At 71.8% G+C, this 17423-nt stretch carries 18 protein-coding genes; 11 read left to right on the top strand and 7 right to left on the bottom strand.

Features of this window, described 5'->3' with window-relative positions:
- The first annotated feature begins 41 nt into the window (after positions 1–41).
- The 3 genes from AOQ37_RS02750 to AOQ37_RS41035 all read left to right on the top strand — a co-directional run bounded on the left by AOQ37_RS02750 (position 42) and on the right by AOQ37_RS41035 (position 1440).
- Positions 42–551 (top strand): MarR family winged helix-turn-helix transcriptional regulator, encoded by a 510-nt coding sequence (locus AOQ37_RS02750; protein WP_062640706.1) that lies wholly within the window; start codon positions 42–44, stop codon positions 549–551.
- Positions 552–682: 131 nt separating this feature from the next.
- Complete coding sequence (locus AOQ37_RS02745; protein ID WP_062640704.1) at positions 683–1195, top strand: sigma factor-like helix-turn-helix DNA-binding protein; 513 nt, start codon at positions 683–685, stop codon at positions 1193–1195.
- Positions 1192–1440 (top strand): hypothetical protein, encoded by a 249-nt coding sequence (locus tag AOQ37_RS41035; protein ID WP_062640702.1) that lies wholly within the window; start codon positions 1192–1194, stop codon positions 1438–1440. The genes AOQ37_RS02745 and AOQ37_RS41035 overlap by 4 nt, the downstream gene beginning before the upstream one ends.
- 43 nt (positions 1441–1483) lie before the next feature.
- On the opposite strand, the gene AOQ37_RS02735 is transcribed toward AOQ37_RS41035, so the two are convergent.
- The gene (locus AOQ37_RS02735) at positions 1484–2641 is read right to left on the bottom strand and encodes a cystathionine gamma-synthase (protein ID WP_062640700.1); all 1158 of its coding nucleotides are present in this window, start codon (positions 2639–2641) and stop codon (positions 1484–1486) included.
- Between the two features lie 257 nt (positions 2642–2898).
- Between AOQ37_RS02735 and AOQ37_RS02730 the strand changes: the two genes are divergently transcribed.
- The 3 genes from AOQ37_RS02730 (at position 2899) to AOQ37_RS02720 (ending at position 6143) form a co-directional block, all read left to right on the top strand.
- Positions 2899–4017 (top strand): hypothetical protein, encoded by a 1119-nt coding sequence (locus AOQ37_RS02730; RefSeq protein WP_062640698.1) that lies wholly within the window; start codon positions 2899–2901, stop codon positions 4015–4017.
- Positions 4018–4179: 162 nt separating this feature from the next.
- A complete protein-coding gene (gene msrA / locus AOQ37_RS02725) occupies positions 4180–4935 on the top strand; it encodes a peptide-methionine (S)-S-oxide reductase MsrA (RefSeq protein ID WP_078889948.1) in 756 nt (251 codons plus the stop codon).
- 98 nt (positions 4936–5033) lie between these two features.
- The gene (locus AOQ37_RS02720; protein WP_062640696.1) at positions 5034–6143 is read left to right on the top strand and encodes an AI-2E family transporter; all 1110 of its coding nucleotides are present in this window, start codon (positions 5034–5036) and stop codon (positions 6141–6143) included.
- Positions 6144–6256: 113 nt separating this feature from the next.
- On the opposite strand, the gene AOQ37_RS02715 is transcribed toward AOQ37_RS02720, so the two are convergent.
- Positions 6257–6715 carry a DUF5707 domain-containing protein gene (locus AOQ37_RS02715; RefSeq protein ID WP_062640694.1) on the bottom strand — a complete coding sequence of 153 codons (459 nt, stop codon included), beginning with the start codon at positions 6713–6715 and terminating at the stop codon, positions 6257–6259.
- A 243-nt stretch (positions 6716–6958) separates the two neighbouring features.
- On the opposite strand from AOQ37_RS02715, the gene AOQ37_RS02710 reads away from it, so the two are divergent.
- Complete coding sequence (locus tag AOQ37_RS02710; protein ID WP_062640692.1) at positions 6959–7552, top strand: DUF4291 domain-containing protein; 594 nt, start codon at positions 6959–6961, stop codon at positions 7550–7552.
- A gap of 210 nt (positions 7553–7762) precedes the next feature.
- Here AOQ37_RS02710 and AOQ37_RS02705 read toward each other — a convergent pair whose 3' ends face one another.
- A complete protein-coding gene (locus AOQ37_RS02705; RefSeq protein WP_159401284.1) occupies positions 7763–8473 on the bottom strand; it encodes a hypothetical protein in 711 nt (236 codons plus the stop codon).
- 261 nt (positions 8474–8734) lie between these two features.
- Here AOQ37_RS02705 and AOQ37_RS02700 point away from each other — a divergent pair, with 261 nt between their 5' ends.
- The 3 genes from AOQ37_RS02700 (at position 8735) to AOQ37_RS02690 (ending at position 11607) form a co-directional block, all read left to right on the top strand.
- Positions 8735–9439, top strand: coding sequence for a DUF4389 domain-containing protein (locus tag AOQ37_RS02700; RefSeq protein WP_062640688.1), 705 nt, complete (start codon positions 8735–8737; stop codon positions 9437–9439).
- Between the two features lie 60 nt (positions 9440–9499).
- Complete coding sequence (locus AOQ37_RS02695) at positions 9500–10657, top strand: serine hydrolase domain-containing protein (protein WP_062641405.1); 1158 nt, start codon at positions 9500–9502, stop codon at positions 10655–10657.
- Between the two features lie 152 nt (positions 10658–10809).
- Complete coding sequence (locus AOQ37_RS02690; protein WP_062640686.1) at positions 10810–11607, top strand: Type 1 glutamine amidotransferase-like domain-containing protein; 798 nt, start codon at positions 10810–10812, stop codon at positions 11605–11607.
- A 337-nt stretch (positions 11608–11944) separates the two neighbouring features.
- Here AOQ37_RS02690 and AOQ37_RS02685 read toward each other — a convergent pair whose 3' ends face one another.
- Complete coding sequence (locus AOQ37_RS02685; RefSeq protein ID WP_062640684.1) at positions 11945–12985, bottom strand: NAD(P)-dependent alcohol dehydrogenase; 1041 nt, start codon at positions 12983–12985, stop codon at positions 11945–11947.
- 173 nt (positions 12986–13158) lie between these two features.
- Between AOQ37_RS02685 and AOQ37_RS02680 the strand changes: the two genes are divergently transcribed.
- Entirely contained in the window at positions 13159–14064 is a 906-nt protein-coding gene (locus AOQ37_RS02680) for a helix-turn-helix domain-containing protein (protein ID WP_062640682.1), read from the top strand.
- A 130-nt stretch (positions 14065–14194) separates the two neighbouring features.
- Here the strand turns inward: AOQ37_RS02680 and AOQ37_RS02675 are convergent, their stop codons facing one another.
- The 3 genes from AOQ37_RS02675 to AOQ37_RS02665 form a co-directional block, all read right to left on the bottom strand.
- Positions 14195–14986, bottom strand: coding sequence for a group II truncated hemoglobin (locus tag AOQ37_RS02675; RefSeq protein ID WP_062640681.1), 792 nt, complete (start codon positions 14984–14986; stop codon positions 14195–14197).
- A gap of 217 nt (positions 14987–15203) precedes the next feature.
- Positions 15204–15890, bottom strand: coding sequence for an ABC transporter ATP-binding protein (locus AOQ37_RS02670; protein WP_062640679.1), 687 nt, complete (start codon positions 15888–15890; stop codon positions 15204–15206).
- A gap of 46 nt (positions 15891–15936) precedes the next feature.
- Positions 15937–17415: an ABC transporter permease gene (locus AOQ37_RS02665; protein WP_062640678.1), complete on the bottom strand. Its 1479-nt coding sequence runs from the start codon at positions 17413–17415 to the stop codon at positions 15937–15939.
- Positions 17416–17423 lie beyond the last annotated feature (8 nt).

The raw sequence follows: 17423 nt of genomic DNA, 5'->3' as shown, positions 1-17423 counted from the left end.
CTTCATGAAGTGAGCCCCCGGCCATGCCCACAACACCTGAAATGTCGATGGACATGACGACCGTCGGTGACACCGGTCTTCTCGACACCTTGCAGCACGAGGTCGCGGTGTTCGCCCGCCGTGCCGAACAGACCCGGCTCGGCGGCGTCGGACAGGTGCGCAACTCCATGGACCGCGCCGCGTACCTGCTGCTCAACCGCCTCGACAACGAAGGCCCGATGGGCGTCAAGGCGCTCGCCGCGAGCATGGGCATCGACTCGTCCACCGTCACCCGGCAGGTGGCTCCGCTCGTCGACACCGGCCTGGTCAAGCGGACCTCGCACCCCGAGGACGGACGGGCCGTGGTGCTCCAGCTGTCCCCGCGCGGGCAGTCCCGGCTGGAGGAAGTGCGGTCCTCCCGGCGCCAGTTGATGGCCGAGCTGACGGACGACTGGGCCCCCGAGGAGCGCGAGGCCTTCTGTGATCTCCTCACCCGCTTCAACACCGCGCTGTCCTCCCGGATGGCGGCCCAGGGCGTACCGGGCGCGGAGCCGTCGTCGGCCGCCTCCTGAACGGGCCGCACGCGCGTGCGGCGACTTTCCGGCGGCCGTGCGCGGCTCTTGACCGAAAGCCCGCCCCTGGCCTCATATGAGACCGGGGCGTATGGCCCTCCAGGGGGACGCCGTCAGGCGGGAGGCTCGGTGTGCGAGAGAGGCGTACGGCCCAGGAAGCCCGCCGGGCACGGGAGTTCGAGGCGTTCGTCGCCGGAGCGGGCGGGCGGTTGCTGCACGCCGCCACCCTGCTCACGGCGGAGGAACCCGCCGACAACCCGCGCGCGCGGCGCCTGCTGACACTGGCCCTCGCACACACGTACGCCTGCTGGGACCGGCTGCACGGCGAGGACCCCTACGACCGGGCCCGCGAGTATCTGGCCATCCGCTTCGCTCACAGCGCGTGGCACCGGTACACCGCTCTGCCCCTGGGCCGCGGCCGACCGCCCGTCGCCGCGGGCCCGCTGGCACGGCTCACCCCCCAGGAACGCCTGGTCCTGGTCCTGAGGCTCTACGAGGGCGTCGCCGAGGAACAGGTGGCGGCCCTGCTCGGCCTGCCGACGGAACGGATCCGCACGGTCTGCGACCGGGCGACGGCGACGCTTCTGCATCCGCCGAGGGGCCCGGCGCCGACCGTGAGCCGGGCGAAGGCGGTGACGTCGTGAACCGGCTCCAGCGGGAGGCGGCCGTACGGCAGATCATGGAGCGGACCGCGCCGCACGTGCCCACGGAACTGCACGCGGACGTGGTACGCCGGGGCGGGCGCATACTGCGCCGCCGGACGGCCGCCCGGCGGCTGCTGTGGCTGCTGCTGTGCGCGGCCGCGGTGGCCTTCACGGTCTGGGCGGTGGTCGCCCAGCCGTGGGTGGAGCCGCCGTCGCAGACGACTCCACCGCTCACCGGCTGGTGACCCCGAAGGCCGACGAACGGCCCAGGACCGGCCGGCCGGGGACCTACCGGCCGAGGGCCTGCTGGAGGTCGGCGAGAAGATCGTCGATGTTCTCGATGCCGACGGAGAGCCGGACGAGGTCACCGGGGACCTCCAGCGCCGAGCCGACCACGGACGCGTGCGTCATGCGGCCCGGGTGCTCGATGAGGGACTCGACGCCGCCCAGCGACTCACCGAGGGTGAACACCTTGGCGCGGTTGCACACCTCGACGGCCGCCTCCTCGCCCCCGGCGACCCGGAAGGAGATCATGCCGCCGAACGCCCGCATCTGCTTGGCCGCGACCTCGTGCCCCGGGTGGTCGGGCAGACCCGGGTACAGCACCTTCGTCACGCGCCCGTGCCGGGTCAGCATGTCGGCGACCTTGGTGGCGTTCTCGCTGTGCCGGTCCATGCGCACCGACAGCGTCTTCGCGCCGCGCAGCACCAGCCAGGAGTCGAAGGGCCCGGCGACCGCGCCCATCGCGTTCTGGTGGTACGCCAGCTCCTCGCCCAGCTCCGCGTCGCCGGTGACCAGCGCGCCGCCGACGACGTCCGAGTGACCGCCCATGTACTTGGTCAGGGAGTGCACCACGACGTCCGCGCCGAGCGCCAGCGGCTGCTGGAGGTACGGGGTGGCGAAGGTGTTGTCGACGACGAGACGGGCGCCCGCCTCCCGGGCGACCTGGGCGACGGCGGCGATGTCGGTGATGCCGAGGAGCGGGTTGGAGGGGGTCTCCACCCACACGGCCTTGGTCTTCGGGGTGATCGCGGCCCGCACGGCGGCGGCGTCGCCGGTGTCGGCGACCGACCACTCCACACCCCAGCGGGCGACGACCTTCGCGAAGAGCCGGAACGTGCCGCCGTAGGCGTCGTTCGGGATCACCACGTGGTCACCCGGGCTGAGCAGCGTACGCAACAGGCAGTCCTCGGCCGCCAGTCCGGAAGCGAACGCGAGACCTCGACGGCCGCCCTCCAGGGCGGCGAGGTTCTCCTCCAGGGCGGTCCTGGTCGGGTTGGCGCTGCGGCTGTACTCGTATCCGCCGCGCAGCCCGCCGACGCCGTCCTGCTTGTAGGTCGAGACCTGGTAGATGGGCGGGACCACCGCGCCGGTGAGGGGATCGGCGGTGTTGCCCGCGTGGATCGCGAGGGTCTCGAAGTGCTGACTGATGTGCCTGTCGCTCATGAGCACCGAGCGTAGTCCGCCTGCGGGCCTGCTGCGGGACGGCGGGAGCGCGCGGCCCGGGACGGCGGGAGCCCGCGGCCCGCGACGGCCGGAGCGGACGGGCCGGGACGGGCGTAGCGCACGGGCCGGGACGGGAGGTGGCGCACGGGCCGGGACGGGAGGTGGCGGACGGTGGTGGGCGGCCGGTCCCGGGGCGGTTTTCCACAGGTGCGGGGGTGGGTTGGCCAATTGTCGGCGCGGTCTGGTTCGCTTGAGACATGGAGATTCTGTTCGTCCTGATGGCGCTGGTCCTGATCGGCTTCGTGCTGCTGCCGTTCCTGCGGCGCAGGCGCGGCATGATCGAACAGGTCCCGGCGGGCCATCCGGACGCCGCGGACCCCGAGACCTACGGTTTCGTGCGCACGGAGGAACTGGACATCCGCATGCCCGGCCCCGACCAGGACCTGCTGGACGTCCTGGACGTGGTGCAGCGCACGCAGGACTACCGGGCCGCGCAGCAGCTGCTGGCCGGCACGGAGGCGGAGGGCGAGCTGCGCTGGCAGCGCGTGCAGGCCTTCGCGGGCGCGGCGGCGCTGGAACTCCAGCAGCGGCCGGGCGGGGTCGGCGAGACGCCGGGCGGACAGTGGCTGCGGGTGTGGCGCACGGAGGCGCCGAAGGACGCGGGCGGCGCGGCGGTGCACGCGGAGTTCCTGGTGCAGCAGGCGTGGCGGACGTCGACGCGGGGCACGGACGACTTCCGGATCATCATGGAGGAGGCGAAGGACGCCTGCGGTCAGGCGGCGCTGCTCGCCCCGGGTGACCCGATCCCGTACATCGTCGAGTTGTCGGTGGCCCGCGGTCTCGAGTACTCGCAGAAGGAGTTCGAGCAGCTCTGGCTGAAGATCCTGGACCGCGCACCGGCGCACATGGGGGCGCATCTCGCGGCCCTGCACTACTGGTGCGAGAAGTGGCACGGCTCGCGCGAACTGGCGAACTCCTTCGCGGAGGCGGCGGCCGCGCGAGCCCCCCAGGGCTCCCTCCTCGCCGCCATCCCGCTGTTCGCGGTCTTCGAGCACCTCCCCGAGGTGAATCTGGTCAGCGGCTTCTACCAGAGCGAGGTCGTGACGAAGGCGATGCACGGCGCGCTGTTCGCGGTGCACGCGGCCCGTCCCGACGACCCGATGCTGGCGCACGTCCGCCATCTGCTGATCTTCTTCCTGGTGCGCGCCGAGCGCTGGTCGGAGGCGATGAGCCAGCTCATACACGTGGACGGCCATGTGGGCGCCCTCCCGTGGACCCTCTCCCCCGACCCGGCCGGCGAGTTCGCGGTCTACCGGGCACTGGCGGTGGCGGGCTACGAGGCGAACGGCGGCAGCCCGGCGACACTGCCGCACTGAGGCGGCCGCGCGCCCGCGCGAACGGCTCCGCGTCAGTGCGGCGGGCGACACCGGGGCGGGCGGGCGGCAGCCGCGCCCAGGATCCGGCGCGAGGCCCGCGGAATCCCCCGCCCCGTGCGCACGTTGACCGGCACGCACCCTCGGCGCCCCCCTGGAGACCGCATGTTCCCGCACCACGGCACGCACCACGGCCCACCCCACGGCACGCTCCACGACCCGCACCACATCGCACCCGGACTGCCCACGGCCGAACAGGCGCTGGAAGGCCGTCCGGGGCCGGTGTACTCCGTCACCGACCGCCACACGGTCCTCGGCAACCGGCTCCTCGGCCCCTACCCCGCGGGCCTCGATGTCGCCGACTTCGGCCTGGGCTGCTTCTGGGGCGCGGAACGCACGTTCTGGCGGCTCCCGGCAGGTGTGTGGACGACCCTGGTCGGCTACCAGGGCGGCCACACCGCATACCCCACGTACGAGGAGGTCTGCTCGGGCCTGACCGCCCACACGGAGGTCGTCCGTGTGGTCTTCGACCCGTCGGTGATCTCCTACGGGCGCCTGCTGAAGACGTTCTGGGAGTCCCACGACCCCACCCAGGGTTTCCGCCAGGGCAACGACGTCGGCAGCCAGTACCGCTCCGCGATCTACACCCACTCCCCGGCCCAGGCCACCGAGGCCGAGTACTCCCGGGCCTCGTACCAACGACTCCTCACCGCCTCGGGCCACGGCCCGATCACCACGGAGATCCGCCCCGCCTCCGATCGGCCGTTCTACCCGGCCGAGACCTACCACCAGCAGTACCTCTCGGACGCCAAGAACCCGCGCGGATACTGCGGGACGGGCGGCACGGGCATCGAGCTGAACACCTCGCCCGGGACCGACCCGGGGGTGTCCTGCCCGACCGGCGTGGCCCCGGCCCCGTGACCCGCGGGCCGGCCGTCGGCCGGTGAGCGGCGATGTCGGCAGGACCGGTAGCAGGACCGGTAGGAGTACTACGGCGTGCGTACCCATAGGGTGCATCCGTGACCGCCACCCTGAGTTCCACAAGAGCCCGCGCCGCGCTCCGCACGACGGCGCGGGCCTCCGCCGAGTTGCTGCTCATATTCGTGATGCTCGCGGTGGCCCTGTGGATCCTGGGCCGTATGTGGTCGGTGGTCTGGCCCCTCGTGGTCGGTCTGCTGCTGACCACGCTGACCTGGCCACCGACCCGATTCCTGCGGCGCCGCGGGTGGAAGCCCGCCCTGGCCGCATCGGTCGTGACCGTGCTGTTCCTGCTGGTCGCCCTGGGCGTCGTGGCACTGATCGCGGTACCGGTGGCATCCCAGTCCGGCGACTTGACCGACGGCGTGGTCGACGGCATCCAGAAGCTGCGCGAGTGGGCCGCCGGACCGCCGTTGAACATCGGTGACGCCCAGATCAACAAGGCCTTCGACAGCGCGGTCTCGCGTGCGCAGGACGGCCTCGGCAGCATGGTCGGCGCGGTCGTCACGGGCGTGAGCACCGTGGTGAACGGCTTGGTCACCGCCGTCCTGGCCCTCTTCCTGATGTTCTTCTTCCTCAAGGACGGCCCGCGCTTCCTGCCGTGGCTCGCCGATCAGCTGCCGGGCCGGCTCGCCACCGACGTCCCGACCGTGGCCGCGCGCAGCTGGGACGCGCTGGGGTCGTTCGTACGCTCCCAGGCGGCCGTCGGCCTGCTCGACGCCGTGCTGATCGGCCTCGGCCTGTGGATCCTGGACGTACCGCTCGTGCTCCCGCTGGCGGTGCTGACCTTCGTCTCGGCCTTCGTGCCGATCATCGGAGCGCTGTTCGCCGGTTTCGTCGCGGTGCTCATCGCGCTGGTCTCCAACGGTTTGACGGACGCGCTGATCGTGCTGGCCATCATCGTCGTGGTCCAGCAGCTCGAGGGCAACGTCTTCCAGCCCATGATCCAGAGCCGTGGCCTCGGCATCCACGCGGCGGTGGTCCTGCTGGCGGTGACGTTGGGCGGCAACCTCGCCGGCATCGTGGGCAGCCTGCTCGCCGTCCCGGTCGCCGCGCTGATCGCGGTGGTCTGGAACTACGTACGCGAGCAACTCCGGGACCCGTCCCACCCGGGGTCCGACGACGCGAACACGGCCCCGGCCCCGTCCTAGCACCGCCGTACGGCCCCGACCTAGCACCGCCGTACAGACACGGGCTCCGCCGCGCCACCCCGCGGAGAATCACCGGGCGGAGAGTCACGTCGCGCGGGACTGCGGACGGGGCATCACCGGACGGAGAAGTCGGCCGCCTCCGTGTTCAGGGTCGTGGTGCCGTCCTTCGCGGTGGCCAGGACGGCGACGTGCCAGGCGCCGCGCGGGGAGGACTCGGCGTCGGCACCGGTGACCCTGACGGTGTAGACGCAGTGCACGGTGTCCCCGCCGGAGGGAGTGCAGACGGCCGACTCCGCGGCGGCCATGTCCTCGCTCGTCAGCTTCTGCTCGGCGAAGGCCGAGTCCTCCGGCCACGCCAGCACCTTGACGCTCTTGACCCCGGAGGACGCCGTGACGTCGGTGACGAAGGACAACGAGCCGTCGCGGGCGCCGTCGGGGGCGGTGTAGCGGGCCGTGCTGTCCGCCAGCGCCGGAGGCTGCTCCCCGGCGTAGGCGAGAGCGAAGGCACCGGCACCGGCACCACCGAGGACGACCACACCGGCGGCGACGGACAGAGCGATACGACGGGACATGGGATTCTCCGTAACTGACTCAGCTGGATCGGACCGGCGCGCCACACCTGCGCCGCTGCACCGATACTCGCCGCGCGAGGCCCCGCCGGACATGAGCGCACCTACTCAGAGCGGCCTGGGTACACCACCGGCCTGCCGGCGGACAGCTCCCCCGGCGCCGGTGTGCCGCCGATGCCGTACTCGCCGTCACGGCCGGCGAAAATCAGTGGCCACCCGCCCCGAAGGACCCCCACGCTGTACGCCATGGAAGAACCGCGCCACGGGATCCGTGCGACCTACACGGACTCCACGATCACCGTCTACCAGGCGTACTCCCCGAAGATCGGCCGCCCCGCCGTCCGCGACGGCCGTTTCTCCGGCGCCTGGAAGCGGGACAGGATGACGTGGATCAAGCCGTCGTTCCTGTGGATGATGTACCGCTGCGGGTGGGGGCTGAAGGAGGGTCAGGAGACCGTTCTCGCGGTGGAGATCAGCCGGGAGGGTTTCGAGTGGGCCCTGCGGCACGCCTGCCTGTCGCACTACGTCCCGGACGTGCACGGCGATCAGGCCGAGTGGAAACGACAGTTGAGGCGGGCGCCGGCACGGGTGCAGTGGGATCCGGAGCGGGACCTGCGTCTCGCCCCCCTTCCCTACCGTTCGCTCCAGCTGGGGCTGGCGGGCGAGGCGACCGCGCGATACGCGGACGACTGGATCGTCGGGATCGAGGACGTCACCCCGCTGGCCAGGGACGTCCACGAGCAGGTGCGCGCCGGTGAACTCGACCGTGCGGCCACCCTGTTGCCGACCGAGCGCCCCTACCCGGCCCCGGAGACCACGCTGAGCCATCTGCGGCGCTAGACAGCAGCGTGGAGGCCACCCTCGCCGCGCGCGGCCGTGCCGGCAGCGTTCGTCATTCGGATGCTCCGAGATATGTCAGTCGCGCGCGGTCGCGCTCAGCTGTCAGATCCAGTGTGGTCACCGTGACGAAGGGTCGGTCGTGGACCGGAGCATGGGGGTACGGCCACGCACCGCGTCCTCGATCTGCTGGGGCACGGAGAACTCTGTTGTTCAGTCGGGACATGTCGCGCGGCCATGGAGACGGGTCAAGTGCTCAGCGACCGTCGACTGCCCGGCCTCTACAGCCACGGCATACAGTCGAGCCCCCAGCGGTGGGAGGTCGGCAGGCACCGCGCGATGGATCCCGGTCAGGGGCGGGCCCTCGTCGCCGATGAATCGCACGCCCTCGTTCGGGTCCAGGCGGCGAGTGCCGGGCGGCTGCGCGTAGAAGTCGATCTTCAGGTTCTGCGAGCAGGCCGGGCATTGCACCTCGTAGGAGCTTCGAAGCAGGCAGCACCGCCATACCGGTACCCCCTCGAAGGCCAACAGGTCCTCCAGCGTGTAGAGATAGTCCTCCTCGTCCCCCTCGAACGGCGATGCCATCAGGCACTGAAGAGTCAGCCTGTGCAACTCGGCGATCGCGTCCGGACAGTGCGTCTGAACGTAGCCGGGTTCGTGAATCTGCTGTTCCGCGGCGACGATACGACCAGCCAGCAACAGCGCCAGCCGGTGATCGCCGGGGCTATGGCCCGCGGCGATGTCGGCCAGAGCGGGAATGGCCGCGAAGCTGGCCGTGTAGACCGAGCCCTGGTGGTAGAGAGCAGACGCCAGTTCCTCCCAGGCCTCGTCAGCCAGCTCAGGATCACCCACCTGCTCAAGCAGCTGCGGGAGATCGGCGGCAGAGCCATATGCGTGCTCAAGACGAGACCAGTCCACTGGCATGCACGCAATCATCCCAGGACCCGTCGAGCCAGCCCTCCCCGAGCCCAATGGGATGGTGTCGCACTTCGCGGACTCGTCGAGGAAGCCCGATCGAGCCATCCCCGCAGGTAAAGGTGACCGGAGGATGACCAGGACCGCGCCGGGGAGCGGTACCCGAACCGAGTGGACCCGCATCGGGTGAGGCGGGTGAAACGCACCGGTCGCGGGGCCTCTTCGGCTGTGCGAGGCTGAAATCATGATCAGGGAACGGAGCTGGTCCCCATGACTCCGGTCACCGTGTCTCCTGTGCGTCTCGAGGGGTTCCTCGATCCCCGGTTGTCCCGATGGATGTGGCTGGTGAAGTGGTTCCTCGCCATCCCGCACTACATCGTGCTGTTCTTCCTGTGGATCGCGTTCTCCTTCGTGACCCTCATCGCGTTCTTCGCGATCCTGTTCACGGCCCGGTACCCCCGCTCGCTCTTCGACTTCAACGTCGGGGTCATGCGCTGGAACTGGCGTGTCGCCTACTACGCCCACGCCGCGCTCGGTACGGACCGGTACCCGCCCTTCACCCTGGCCGAGGTGGCCGACTACCCGGCGCATTTCGACGTCGCGTATCCCGAGCGGCTGTCGCGCGGTCTGGTGCTGGTGAAGTGGTGGCTGCTGGCCATTCCGCAGTACATCGTCGTGGGGATGTTCGTCGGCGACTGGGGCTGGGGCTGGGGCGGGTCGGACTACTGGCACGGCGGTGGGCTCGTCTACTTCCTGTCCTTCGTCGCCGTGATCATCCTGGCGTTCACCGGCCGGTACCCGGTGCACCTGTTCGACTTCCTGCTCGGCCTGGCCCGCTGGGTCGCCCGCGTGGCCGCCTACGCGGCGCTGATGACCGACGCGTACCCGCCGTTCCGTCTCGACATGGGCGCGCACGCCTCCCCGCCGGCGGAGCCCCCGGCGCCCCGCGCCCCGACGGGCGGTTACGGACCGTAGCGCGCGGGGGCGCCGGAATTCGGTTGCCGCCGGTCCTCCGATGGGGGCTCAATGGCGGGCATGGCTGACCTTCAGGGCTCCTACGACGACCTGTTCACCGCCGTGCCCACCGCGCTGGCCACGCTGCTGGACGGCGGGGACGTCGGCGGTTCGGTGGCCGTCTTCGTGGACGGCGAGCCGGTGGTGGACGTCTGGGGCGGTGTCGCCGACCCGGCGCGCGGTATCCCCTGGCAGCGCGACACCCTCGTCAACGTCTGGTCGGTGACGAAGACGATGACGGCGCTGTGCGCGCTGGTCCTGATCGACCGGGGCGAGCTCGATCCGGACGCGCCGGTGACCCGGTACTGGCCGGAGTTCGCCGCGGCGGGCAAGGAGGCGGTCCTGGTGCGGCACCTGCTGTGGCACACCGCCGGGCTGCCCGACTGGGAAGGGCCGGTGGCGGAGATCTACGACTGGCCGGCCGCCACGGCGCGGCTCGCCGCGCAGGCTCCGCAGTGGGAGCCGGGCAGCGCGGCCGGGTACCACTCGCTCACCCAGGGATTCCTGGTGGGCGAGGTCCTACGCCGGATCACCGGCCGGAGCCCTGGCGCGTTCTTCGCCGACGAGATCGCCGGACCGCTGGGCGCGGACTTCCGTATGGGGCTGCCGGCCGAACACGATCACCGGGTGGCGCCGACGGTCCCGCCACCGGGCCGGGACGAGGACTACACCGCGGGCGCGGCCCGCAGGGCCCCGAGGCCCGGCTCCCCGACCGCCCCGGCCGACTCGACCGACTCGGGCTCCCCGACCGCCCCGACCGCGATACGGCTCCGCGACGGCAACGGCATGGCCTGGCGCCGGGCGCAGATCCCGGCGGCGAGCGGCTTCGGCAACGCCCGCTCGGTCGCCCTGGTCCAGTCGGCGATGGCCTGCGGCGGTTCGGTCCGCGGGGTGCGGCTGCTGTCGAGGGCGGGCTGTGACCGGGCCTGGGAGGAGCAGTTCAGCGGCGAGGACCGGGTACTGGGCATGCCGATCAGCTGGGGTCTGGGCTACGGACGGTTCGGCGGCACCTACGGGTGGGGCGGCTGGGGAGGCTCGACGGTCATGATCGAGCCCGAGTCCCGCATGGTGGTGGCGTACGTGACCAACCAGATGCGCGAACCGGCGGAGGACACCCGCGGACTGGACATCGTGATGGCCGCCTACGACGGTCTCCAGGGGCTCCGGGCCGGTGGGTGAAGGGGAAGGCGCGCGGGACTCAGGGCACTGGGCTCGGGCAAGGGGTGAACCCGACGGGCCCGGCGACCGTCGTGAGTTACGTGGGTCAGTCGTGAGTCGGTCGTGAGTCACTGGCCCCAGTCGTCGTCCATGAGCCCCAGGAGGAAGCGCGCGTGAGCAGCGGTACGAAGAGCAGTGGTGGCCGGGTGTTCCTGATCGGCGGGGGGTGGGAGGAGACGGTCGCCGACGTCGTCCACGGGCCGTTCCTGCGTGCCGCCCGCGCCGCGTCGGAGGCGTCGGGGTCCGGCTCCGGGACGGCACCCCGCCTCCTGTGCGTGATCGTCGACGAGGGCGACGGAGCCGAGCAGTTCGCCCGGTACGACGCCGCCCTGCGCAAGGCCGGGGACTGTACGCCGGTGCCGTGTCCGGTGCCGGTCGGCGAGCGGTTCGAGCTCGGCGCGGTCACGCGGGACGTGGCCGGCGTGTTCGTCTGCGGCGGGCTGACACCCGCGTACCAGGAGGCGCTCGCCGAGGCCTCCGGTGCGCTGTCCTCGCTGCTGCGCGAGCGCGGGCTGCCCTACGCCGGGTTCTCCGCGGGGGCCGCGCTCGCGGGGCGGGACGCGCTGGTCGGGGGATGGCTGATGGACGGGATCGCCATCTGTCCGCCGGACACCGCCGAGGATCTTGAGGAGCTCGAGGTGCGGCCGGGGCTCGGGCTCGTGCCGTTCGCGGTGGACAACCATGCCGCGCAGTGGGGGACGCTGGGGCGGCTCGCCGCCGTCGTGGCGGACGGACGGCTCGCGCACGGGGTGGCCATCGACGAGAACACGCTGGTGGAGGTCGGGGGCGAGGGGGGCCACGGCCGCGCACGGGTGGCCGGACGCGGCCGCGCTCATTCCGTGCGCCCCGCTCCGGGCGGCGGAGTCCTCGTGCGGTCCTACGGCGACGGCGAGTCGTTCCCCGTGGCGTGAAGCCTGACGCCCGGGGCCGTGGGCCCGGGCGGCCTGACGCCCGAGGCTCGTGGGCTGGGGCCCGGCGCCCGAGGCTCGTGGGCTGGGGCCCGGCGCCCGAGGCTCGTGGGCTGGGGCCCGGCGCCCGAGGCCCGTGAGCTGGGGCCCGGCGCCCGAGGCCCGTGAGCTGGGGCCCGGCGCCCGAGGCCCGTGGGCTGAAGCCTTGAGGGCCCCCGGCGGGACTCGCCGGGGGCCCTCTCACGCTCGGGGAGCCGCTAGCCCGTCGCGAGGTCCGTCACCGGATCCGCGAGGTCCGTCACGAGACCCGTGAGGTCCGTCGCCGGATCCGCGAGGTCCGTCAGATCGTCGACGTGTCGATGACGAACCGGTAGCGGACGTCGCTGGCGAGCACCCGCTCGTACGCCTCGTTGATCTGGTCGGCGCTGATCAGCTCGATCTCGGCGCCGAAGCCGTGCTCGGCGCAGAAGTCCAGCATCTCCTGGGTCTCCTGGATGCCGCCGATGCCGGAGCCGGCCAGGGTCTTGCGGCCGCCGATCACCGAGAACAGGTTGAGGGCGACGGGCTCCTCGGGCGCGCCGACGTTCACGAAGGCGCCGTCGGTCTTGAGGAGGGACAGGTAGGCGTCCAGGTTCAGCGGGGCGGAGACCGTCGAGAGGATGAGGTCGAAGGTGCCCTTCAGCTCCTTGAAGGTGTTCTCGTCGCTGGTGGCGTAGTAGTGGTCGGCGCCCAGCTTCAGGCCGTCGTCCTTCTTGCGCAGCGACTGGGACAGGACGGTCACCTCGGCGCCGAGGGCGTGCGCGATCTTGACGCCCATGTGGCCGAGGCCGCCCATGCCGAGGATCGCGACCTTCTTGCCGGGGCCGGCGTTCCAGTGCTTCAGCGGGGAGTACGTGGTGATGCCGGCGCAGAGCAGCGGCGCGGCGACGTCGAGCGCGAGGCCGTCGGGGATGCGGACGACGTAGTTCTCGTCCACGACGATCTTCTGCGCGTAGCCGCCGTAGGTGGGCTCGCCGTCCTTGCCGATGGCGTTGTACGTGCCGACGCTGCCGCCGGTGCAGTACTGCTCCAGGCCGGCCTTGCAGTTGTCGCACTCACGGCAGGAGTCGACCAGGCAGCCGACGCCCACGCGGTCGCCGACGGCGAACCGGGTGACGCCGGGGCCGACCTCGGAGACGACGCCCGCGATCTCGTGGCCGGGCACCATCGGGAAGATCGCCTCGCCCCAGCCCTCCCGGGCCTGGTGGATGTCCGAGTGACAGATCCCGGCGAACTCGATGTCGATCAGGACGTCGAACTCGCGCACCGCGCGGCGTTCGATCGTCGTGCGCTCCAGCGGAGCCTTGGCGGAGGGTGCGGCGTACGCGGAAACGGTGGTCATGCCGGGGATCTCCTAGCGAGGGGTTCGTGTTCCGGCCTGCCTTCCGGCCGGGTACGACCTCCAGCCTGCCCCACCGCACAACATTCACCCAGGTCACGCCTCTGCGTATGTTCGCTGTGCCTACCACTGGCGGGGTCAGGCTCGTGTGCGTACGACCGGGAATACTGGACGGCATGGACGAACACCCCGAACCCGCAGGAGCCCCCCTGGACCGGCGTGCCGAGCTCAGCGAGTTCCTGCGCACCCGGCGGGCCAGGCTGAAGCCGGAGGACGTGGGGCTGCCGGACTTCGGACGGCACCGCAGGGTGCCGGGGCTGCGCCGCGAGGAGCTGGCGCAGCTGGCCGGGGTGTCGGTGGCGTATTACACGCGCCTGGAGCAGGGCAACGGGCGGAACGTGTCGGCGGAGGTGCTGGACTCCATCGCCAGGGCGCTGCGGCTCTCCGACGCGGAGCACGCGCATCTCACCCACCTGGCGAAGCCGAAGCACAAGAAGAAGCAGGCCGCGCCGACCCAGCAGGTGCGGGGGCCGCTGCGGCAGCTGCTGGACACGATGGACTCGGTGCCGGCGTACCTCATCGGGCGGCGCACCGAGATCCTGGGCTGGAACCGGATGGCGGCGGCGGTCTTCGGCGACTGGGCGGAGCTGCCGCCCGCGGAGCGCAACTGGGCGCGGCTGGTGTTCCTGCGCCCCGAGTACCGGGACCTCTTCGTGGACTGGGAGCAGAAGGCGATCGACATCGTCTGCGCCCTGCGCATGGACGCGGGCTGCTATCCGGACGACCCGCGGCTGTCCGCGCTGGTGGGGCAGCTGTCGGTGAAGAGCGAGGACTTCCGGCGGTTGTGGGCGACCCACGACGTCAAGGAGAAGAGCCACGGGGTGAAGCTGCTGAGGCATCCGCTGGTCGGCGAGCTCTCCCTGAACTTCGAGGGGTTCAGGCTGGCGGGCGACGGCGAACTGACGATGGTGACCTACCACGCCGAACCGGGATCGGCCTCTGCGGAGGCGCTGCGGCTGCTGGCGAGCTGGGGCGTCGACGCGACGCGCGCGGGAGCGGACTCCCAGGCGCCGTCCGCCTGAGACCGCCTCCACCGGAGCATTCGAGCACCCGAGCGTCCGAGTGCCCGAGTGCCCGAGTGCCCGAGTGTCGGAGCACCCAAGTGTCCGAGCGCCCGTCCGCCCGAGAGTCGCGCCTGCCTCTTCGGGGTCGTCAGCCCTGGTAGGGCGGGGCCGCGCCCCAGCCCCATGCCGGTACCGGCTGTTCGGACGGCGGCTTGGCGTCGGGGCCGGAGAAGTGGACGGCGAGGCGCGTGCCCCATTCCACGTAGGCGAGGAACGCCGAACGGAACTCGGCGTCCGTCGGCAGTCCCGCCTCGTCGGCCGCGTCCTGGATGAGGTTGACCCAGCGGCGGCGCTGCGGCTCGGTGATGTCCCGGCCGAAGTGCTTGGCGACCATGTGGCTGTGCCCGCCCTGGGTCGAGGAGTAGCCCGGCGGCCCGCCGAAGACCTCCGCGAGCCAGAGGGCCACGTGCTCGGCGTGCTCGGGGGCGAGGCCCGCGAAGACCGGTGCGAGCAGGTCGTCCTGGAGCACCTTGGCGTAGAAGGCCTCGGTGAGCCGGGCGAAGGCCTCGGCGCCGCCCGCCCAGGTGTACAGCGTGGGCACGGCGGAGCCCGTACCGCGCACCGAGGTGACCTTGTAGTGGCGCATCTCGTCGATGTGCCCGATGTACGGGCGGATCTCCGCGAGGAAGGCGGGGAACAGGTCCGAGGCGCGGAAGCCCTCCAGGTGGTCCTCGGTCGACGTCCAGGTGATCCGCAGGATGTAGTGCCCGAAGTCCTCCTCGCAGCGGGCGAGTTCGTAGTCGACGCAGTGCGGGGAGGCCGCCAGCTCACGCGCGGCGCGGCTGTACGCGGCCAGGAACTCCGCGGACCGGTCCTCGGGGATCCGGTACCGGATGTACTCGACGGTGGTGCGGGGCGTGGGTGTCTCGGGTGCCGTCATGGGCCCACGCAAGCACGAACGGTCCCCCGGAGGCTCGTCTTCCGGCGGCCGTTCGCTCAGCGCTCAGCGAACCCACGCCACGCCCCGCCCGACCCGCGCCCGCCCGGCCGCCCCGCCCGCGGCCGGGTGGCCCGCGGCCGGGTGGCCCGCGGCCGGGTGGCCCGCGGCCGGGTGGCCCCGTGGGGGCACCCGGTCGCAAGCACCCAGGAGCGCCGGGTCAGGAGGCGGCGGCGTTCTCCTTCACCGTGATCTTGCCCTTGCGGATCGTCGCCACCCGCGGGGCCTTCTTCGCGATCGAAGAGTCGTGGGTGACCATGATGAAGGTCAGCCCGTGCTCCTTCCACATGGTGTGGAGCACGTCCATGATCTCGTCGCGCATGCTCTCGTCGAGGTTGCCGGTGGGCTCGTCGGCGAGCAGCACCTTCGGCTGCTTGACCAGCGCGCGGGCGATCGCGACGCGCTGCTGCTGGCCGCCGGACATCTCGGACGGCAGGTGGCCGAGGCGCTCGCCCAGGCCGACGGACCGCAGCGCCTCGGCGGCCCGCTCGCGCCGCTCCTTGACCTTCACGCCGAGCGGGACGAGCGCGGTCTCGACGTTCTCCTGCGCGTTGAGCGTCGGGATGAGGTTGAAGGACTGGAAGACGAAGCCGATGTTCTCGCTGCGCACCTTCGTCAGCCGGGCCTCGGAGAGCTTGGCCAGGTCGACGCCGTCGAGGACGATCTCGCCCTCGGACGGCCGGTCGAGCGCGCCGATCATCTGGAGCAGCGTGGACTTGCCGCCGCCGGTGGGGCCCTGGATGACGAGCCGGTCGCCGTCCGGGATGGTCAGGTCGACGCCGGCGAGGGCGTGGACCGTCTCCTTGCCCCGGCTGTAGCGCTTGGTGACGCCTCTGAGTTCGTACATGGGGACAACAACTCCTGGTGTGCGTATGAGGGGTGGGGCGGTTCGGCTACTCGACGCGGCGCAGCGCGTCGGCGGGGCGCAGCCGCGAGGCGCGCCAGCCGCCGAACGCCCCGGCGATCAGACCGCCGGCCACGGCGAGACCCACCGCGACGGCCACCGTGGTGACGCTCACCGGCGCCGTCAGCGCCACGTCGAGGGTCTTGGCCGCCGTCTGGCGACCGGGGCCGCCGAAGCCGCCGCCACCGCCGGGGCCGCCCTGGCCGCCGCCACCACCGCCGCCGCCCAGCTGGGCCTGGAGGGTGGGGCTGATGGCGGTCACGACGTACGCGCCGGCCAGGCCCAGCGCGATGCCCAGGGCACCGCCCAGCAGACCGTTGACCATGGCCTCGCCGACGACCTGCCGGGTGACCCGGCCGGACTTCCAGCCCAGCGCCTTCAGCGTGCCGAACTCGCGGACGCGGCGGGAGACCGCCGAGGAGGTGAGCAGACCGGCGACCAGGAAGGCGGCGATCAGGACCGCGATGGACAGCCACTTGCCGACGTTGGTGGCGAGCGAGGAGGCCGTGGAGAGGGAGCCGGAGACGGTGTCCGCGAGGTCGGCGGAGGTGGTCACCGTCGTGCCCGAGACGTTCTTCTGGATCGTCGACTTGACGCTGTCGATCTTCTGGGAGTCGGTCGCCTTGACGTAGATCGTCGTGACCTTGTCCTTGGAGTCGCTGAGGGTCTGGGCCTGGGTCAGCGGAAGGTAGACGTTGGCGGCGGCGTCACCGCTGTCGGCCGTGGCGATGCCGATGACGGAGAACTTGACCTTGCTGATGGTCAGCGTGGAGCCGACCTTGAGCGACTTCTCCTTGGCGTACGCCGAGTCGAGGATCGCGACCTTGCCGTTGTTCTCGGTGGTCTTGAAGGTGCGGCCGCTGGTGATCGTCGAGGAGGTCAGCGGGCCGAGGGCGGGCCGGGTGACGTCGGTGCCGTAGACGGAGTAGCTGTTGACGTCGAAGTTGGCCCCGCCGCCCCGCACTTCACCCTGCGGCTGGCCGCTGCCGCTGCCGCCGCCGTTGCCGCCGGCGCCGCCGCCCTGCTGGCCGCCGTTGCCGTTCTGCTGGAACTGGCCGCGGGTGAACTGGCCGTCGACCTTCAGCACTTGGAGGCTCAGTCCGCCGACCGCGTCGGAGACACCGCCCTGCTCGGCGACTTTGGTGACGGTCGCGGTGGACAGGGTCTGGAAGCCCTGCACCATGACGCGGTCGGTGCTCTGCTCGGCGTCGGAGTCCTCGTCCTGCGCGTCGAACTGGAAGCGCGGACGGTCCGAGGCGCTCGCGGCGGGCGAGGCCGCCTTGGTGACGGTCATGTCCGTGCCGAGGCCGTACAGGGACTGGAGGACCTTGTCCTGGGCCTTCCCCATGCCGGAGGAGACGGAGGTGACCACGATGACCAGCGCGATGCCCAGCGCGAGCCCGGAGGCGACGACGAGGGCCGCTTTTCTACGGCGGCGCAGTTCGCGCCTCAGGTAGGTGAAGAACATGGCCGCAC

It is taken from the genome of Streptomyces maremycinicus, from assembly GCF_001184025.1.
Classification (GTDB): Bacteria; Actinomycetota; Actinomycetes; order Streptomycetales; family Streptomycetaceae; genus Streptomyces; species Streptomyces maremycinicus.
Note: the sequence above shows the minus strand (reverse complement) of the source record. Positions and strands in the feature narration are given on the sequence as shown.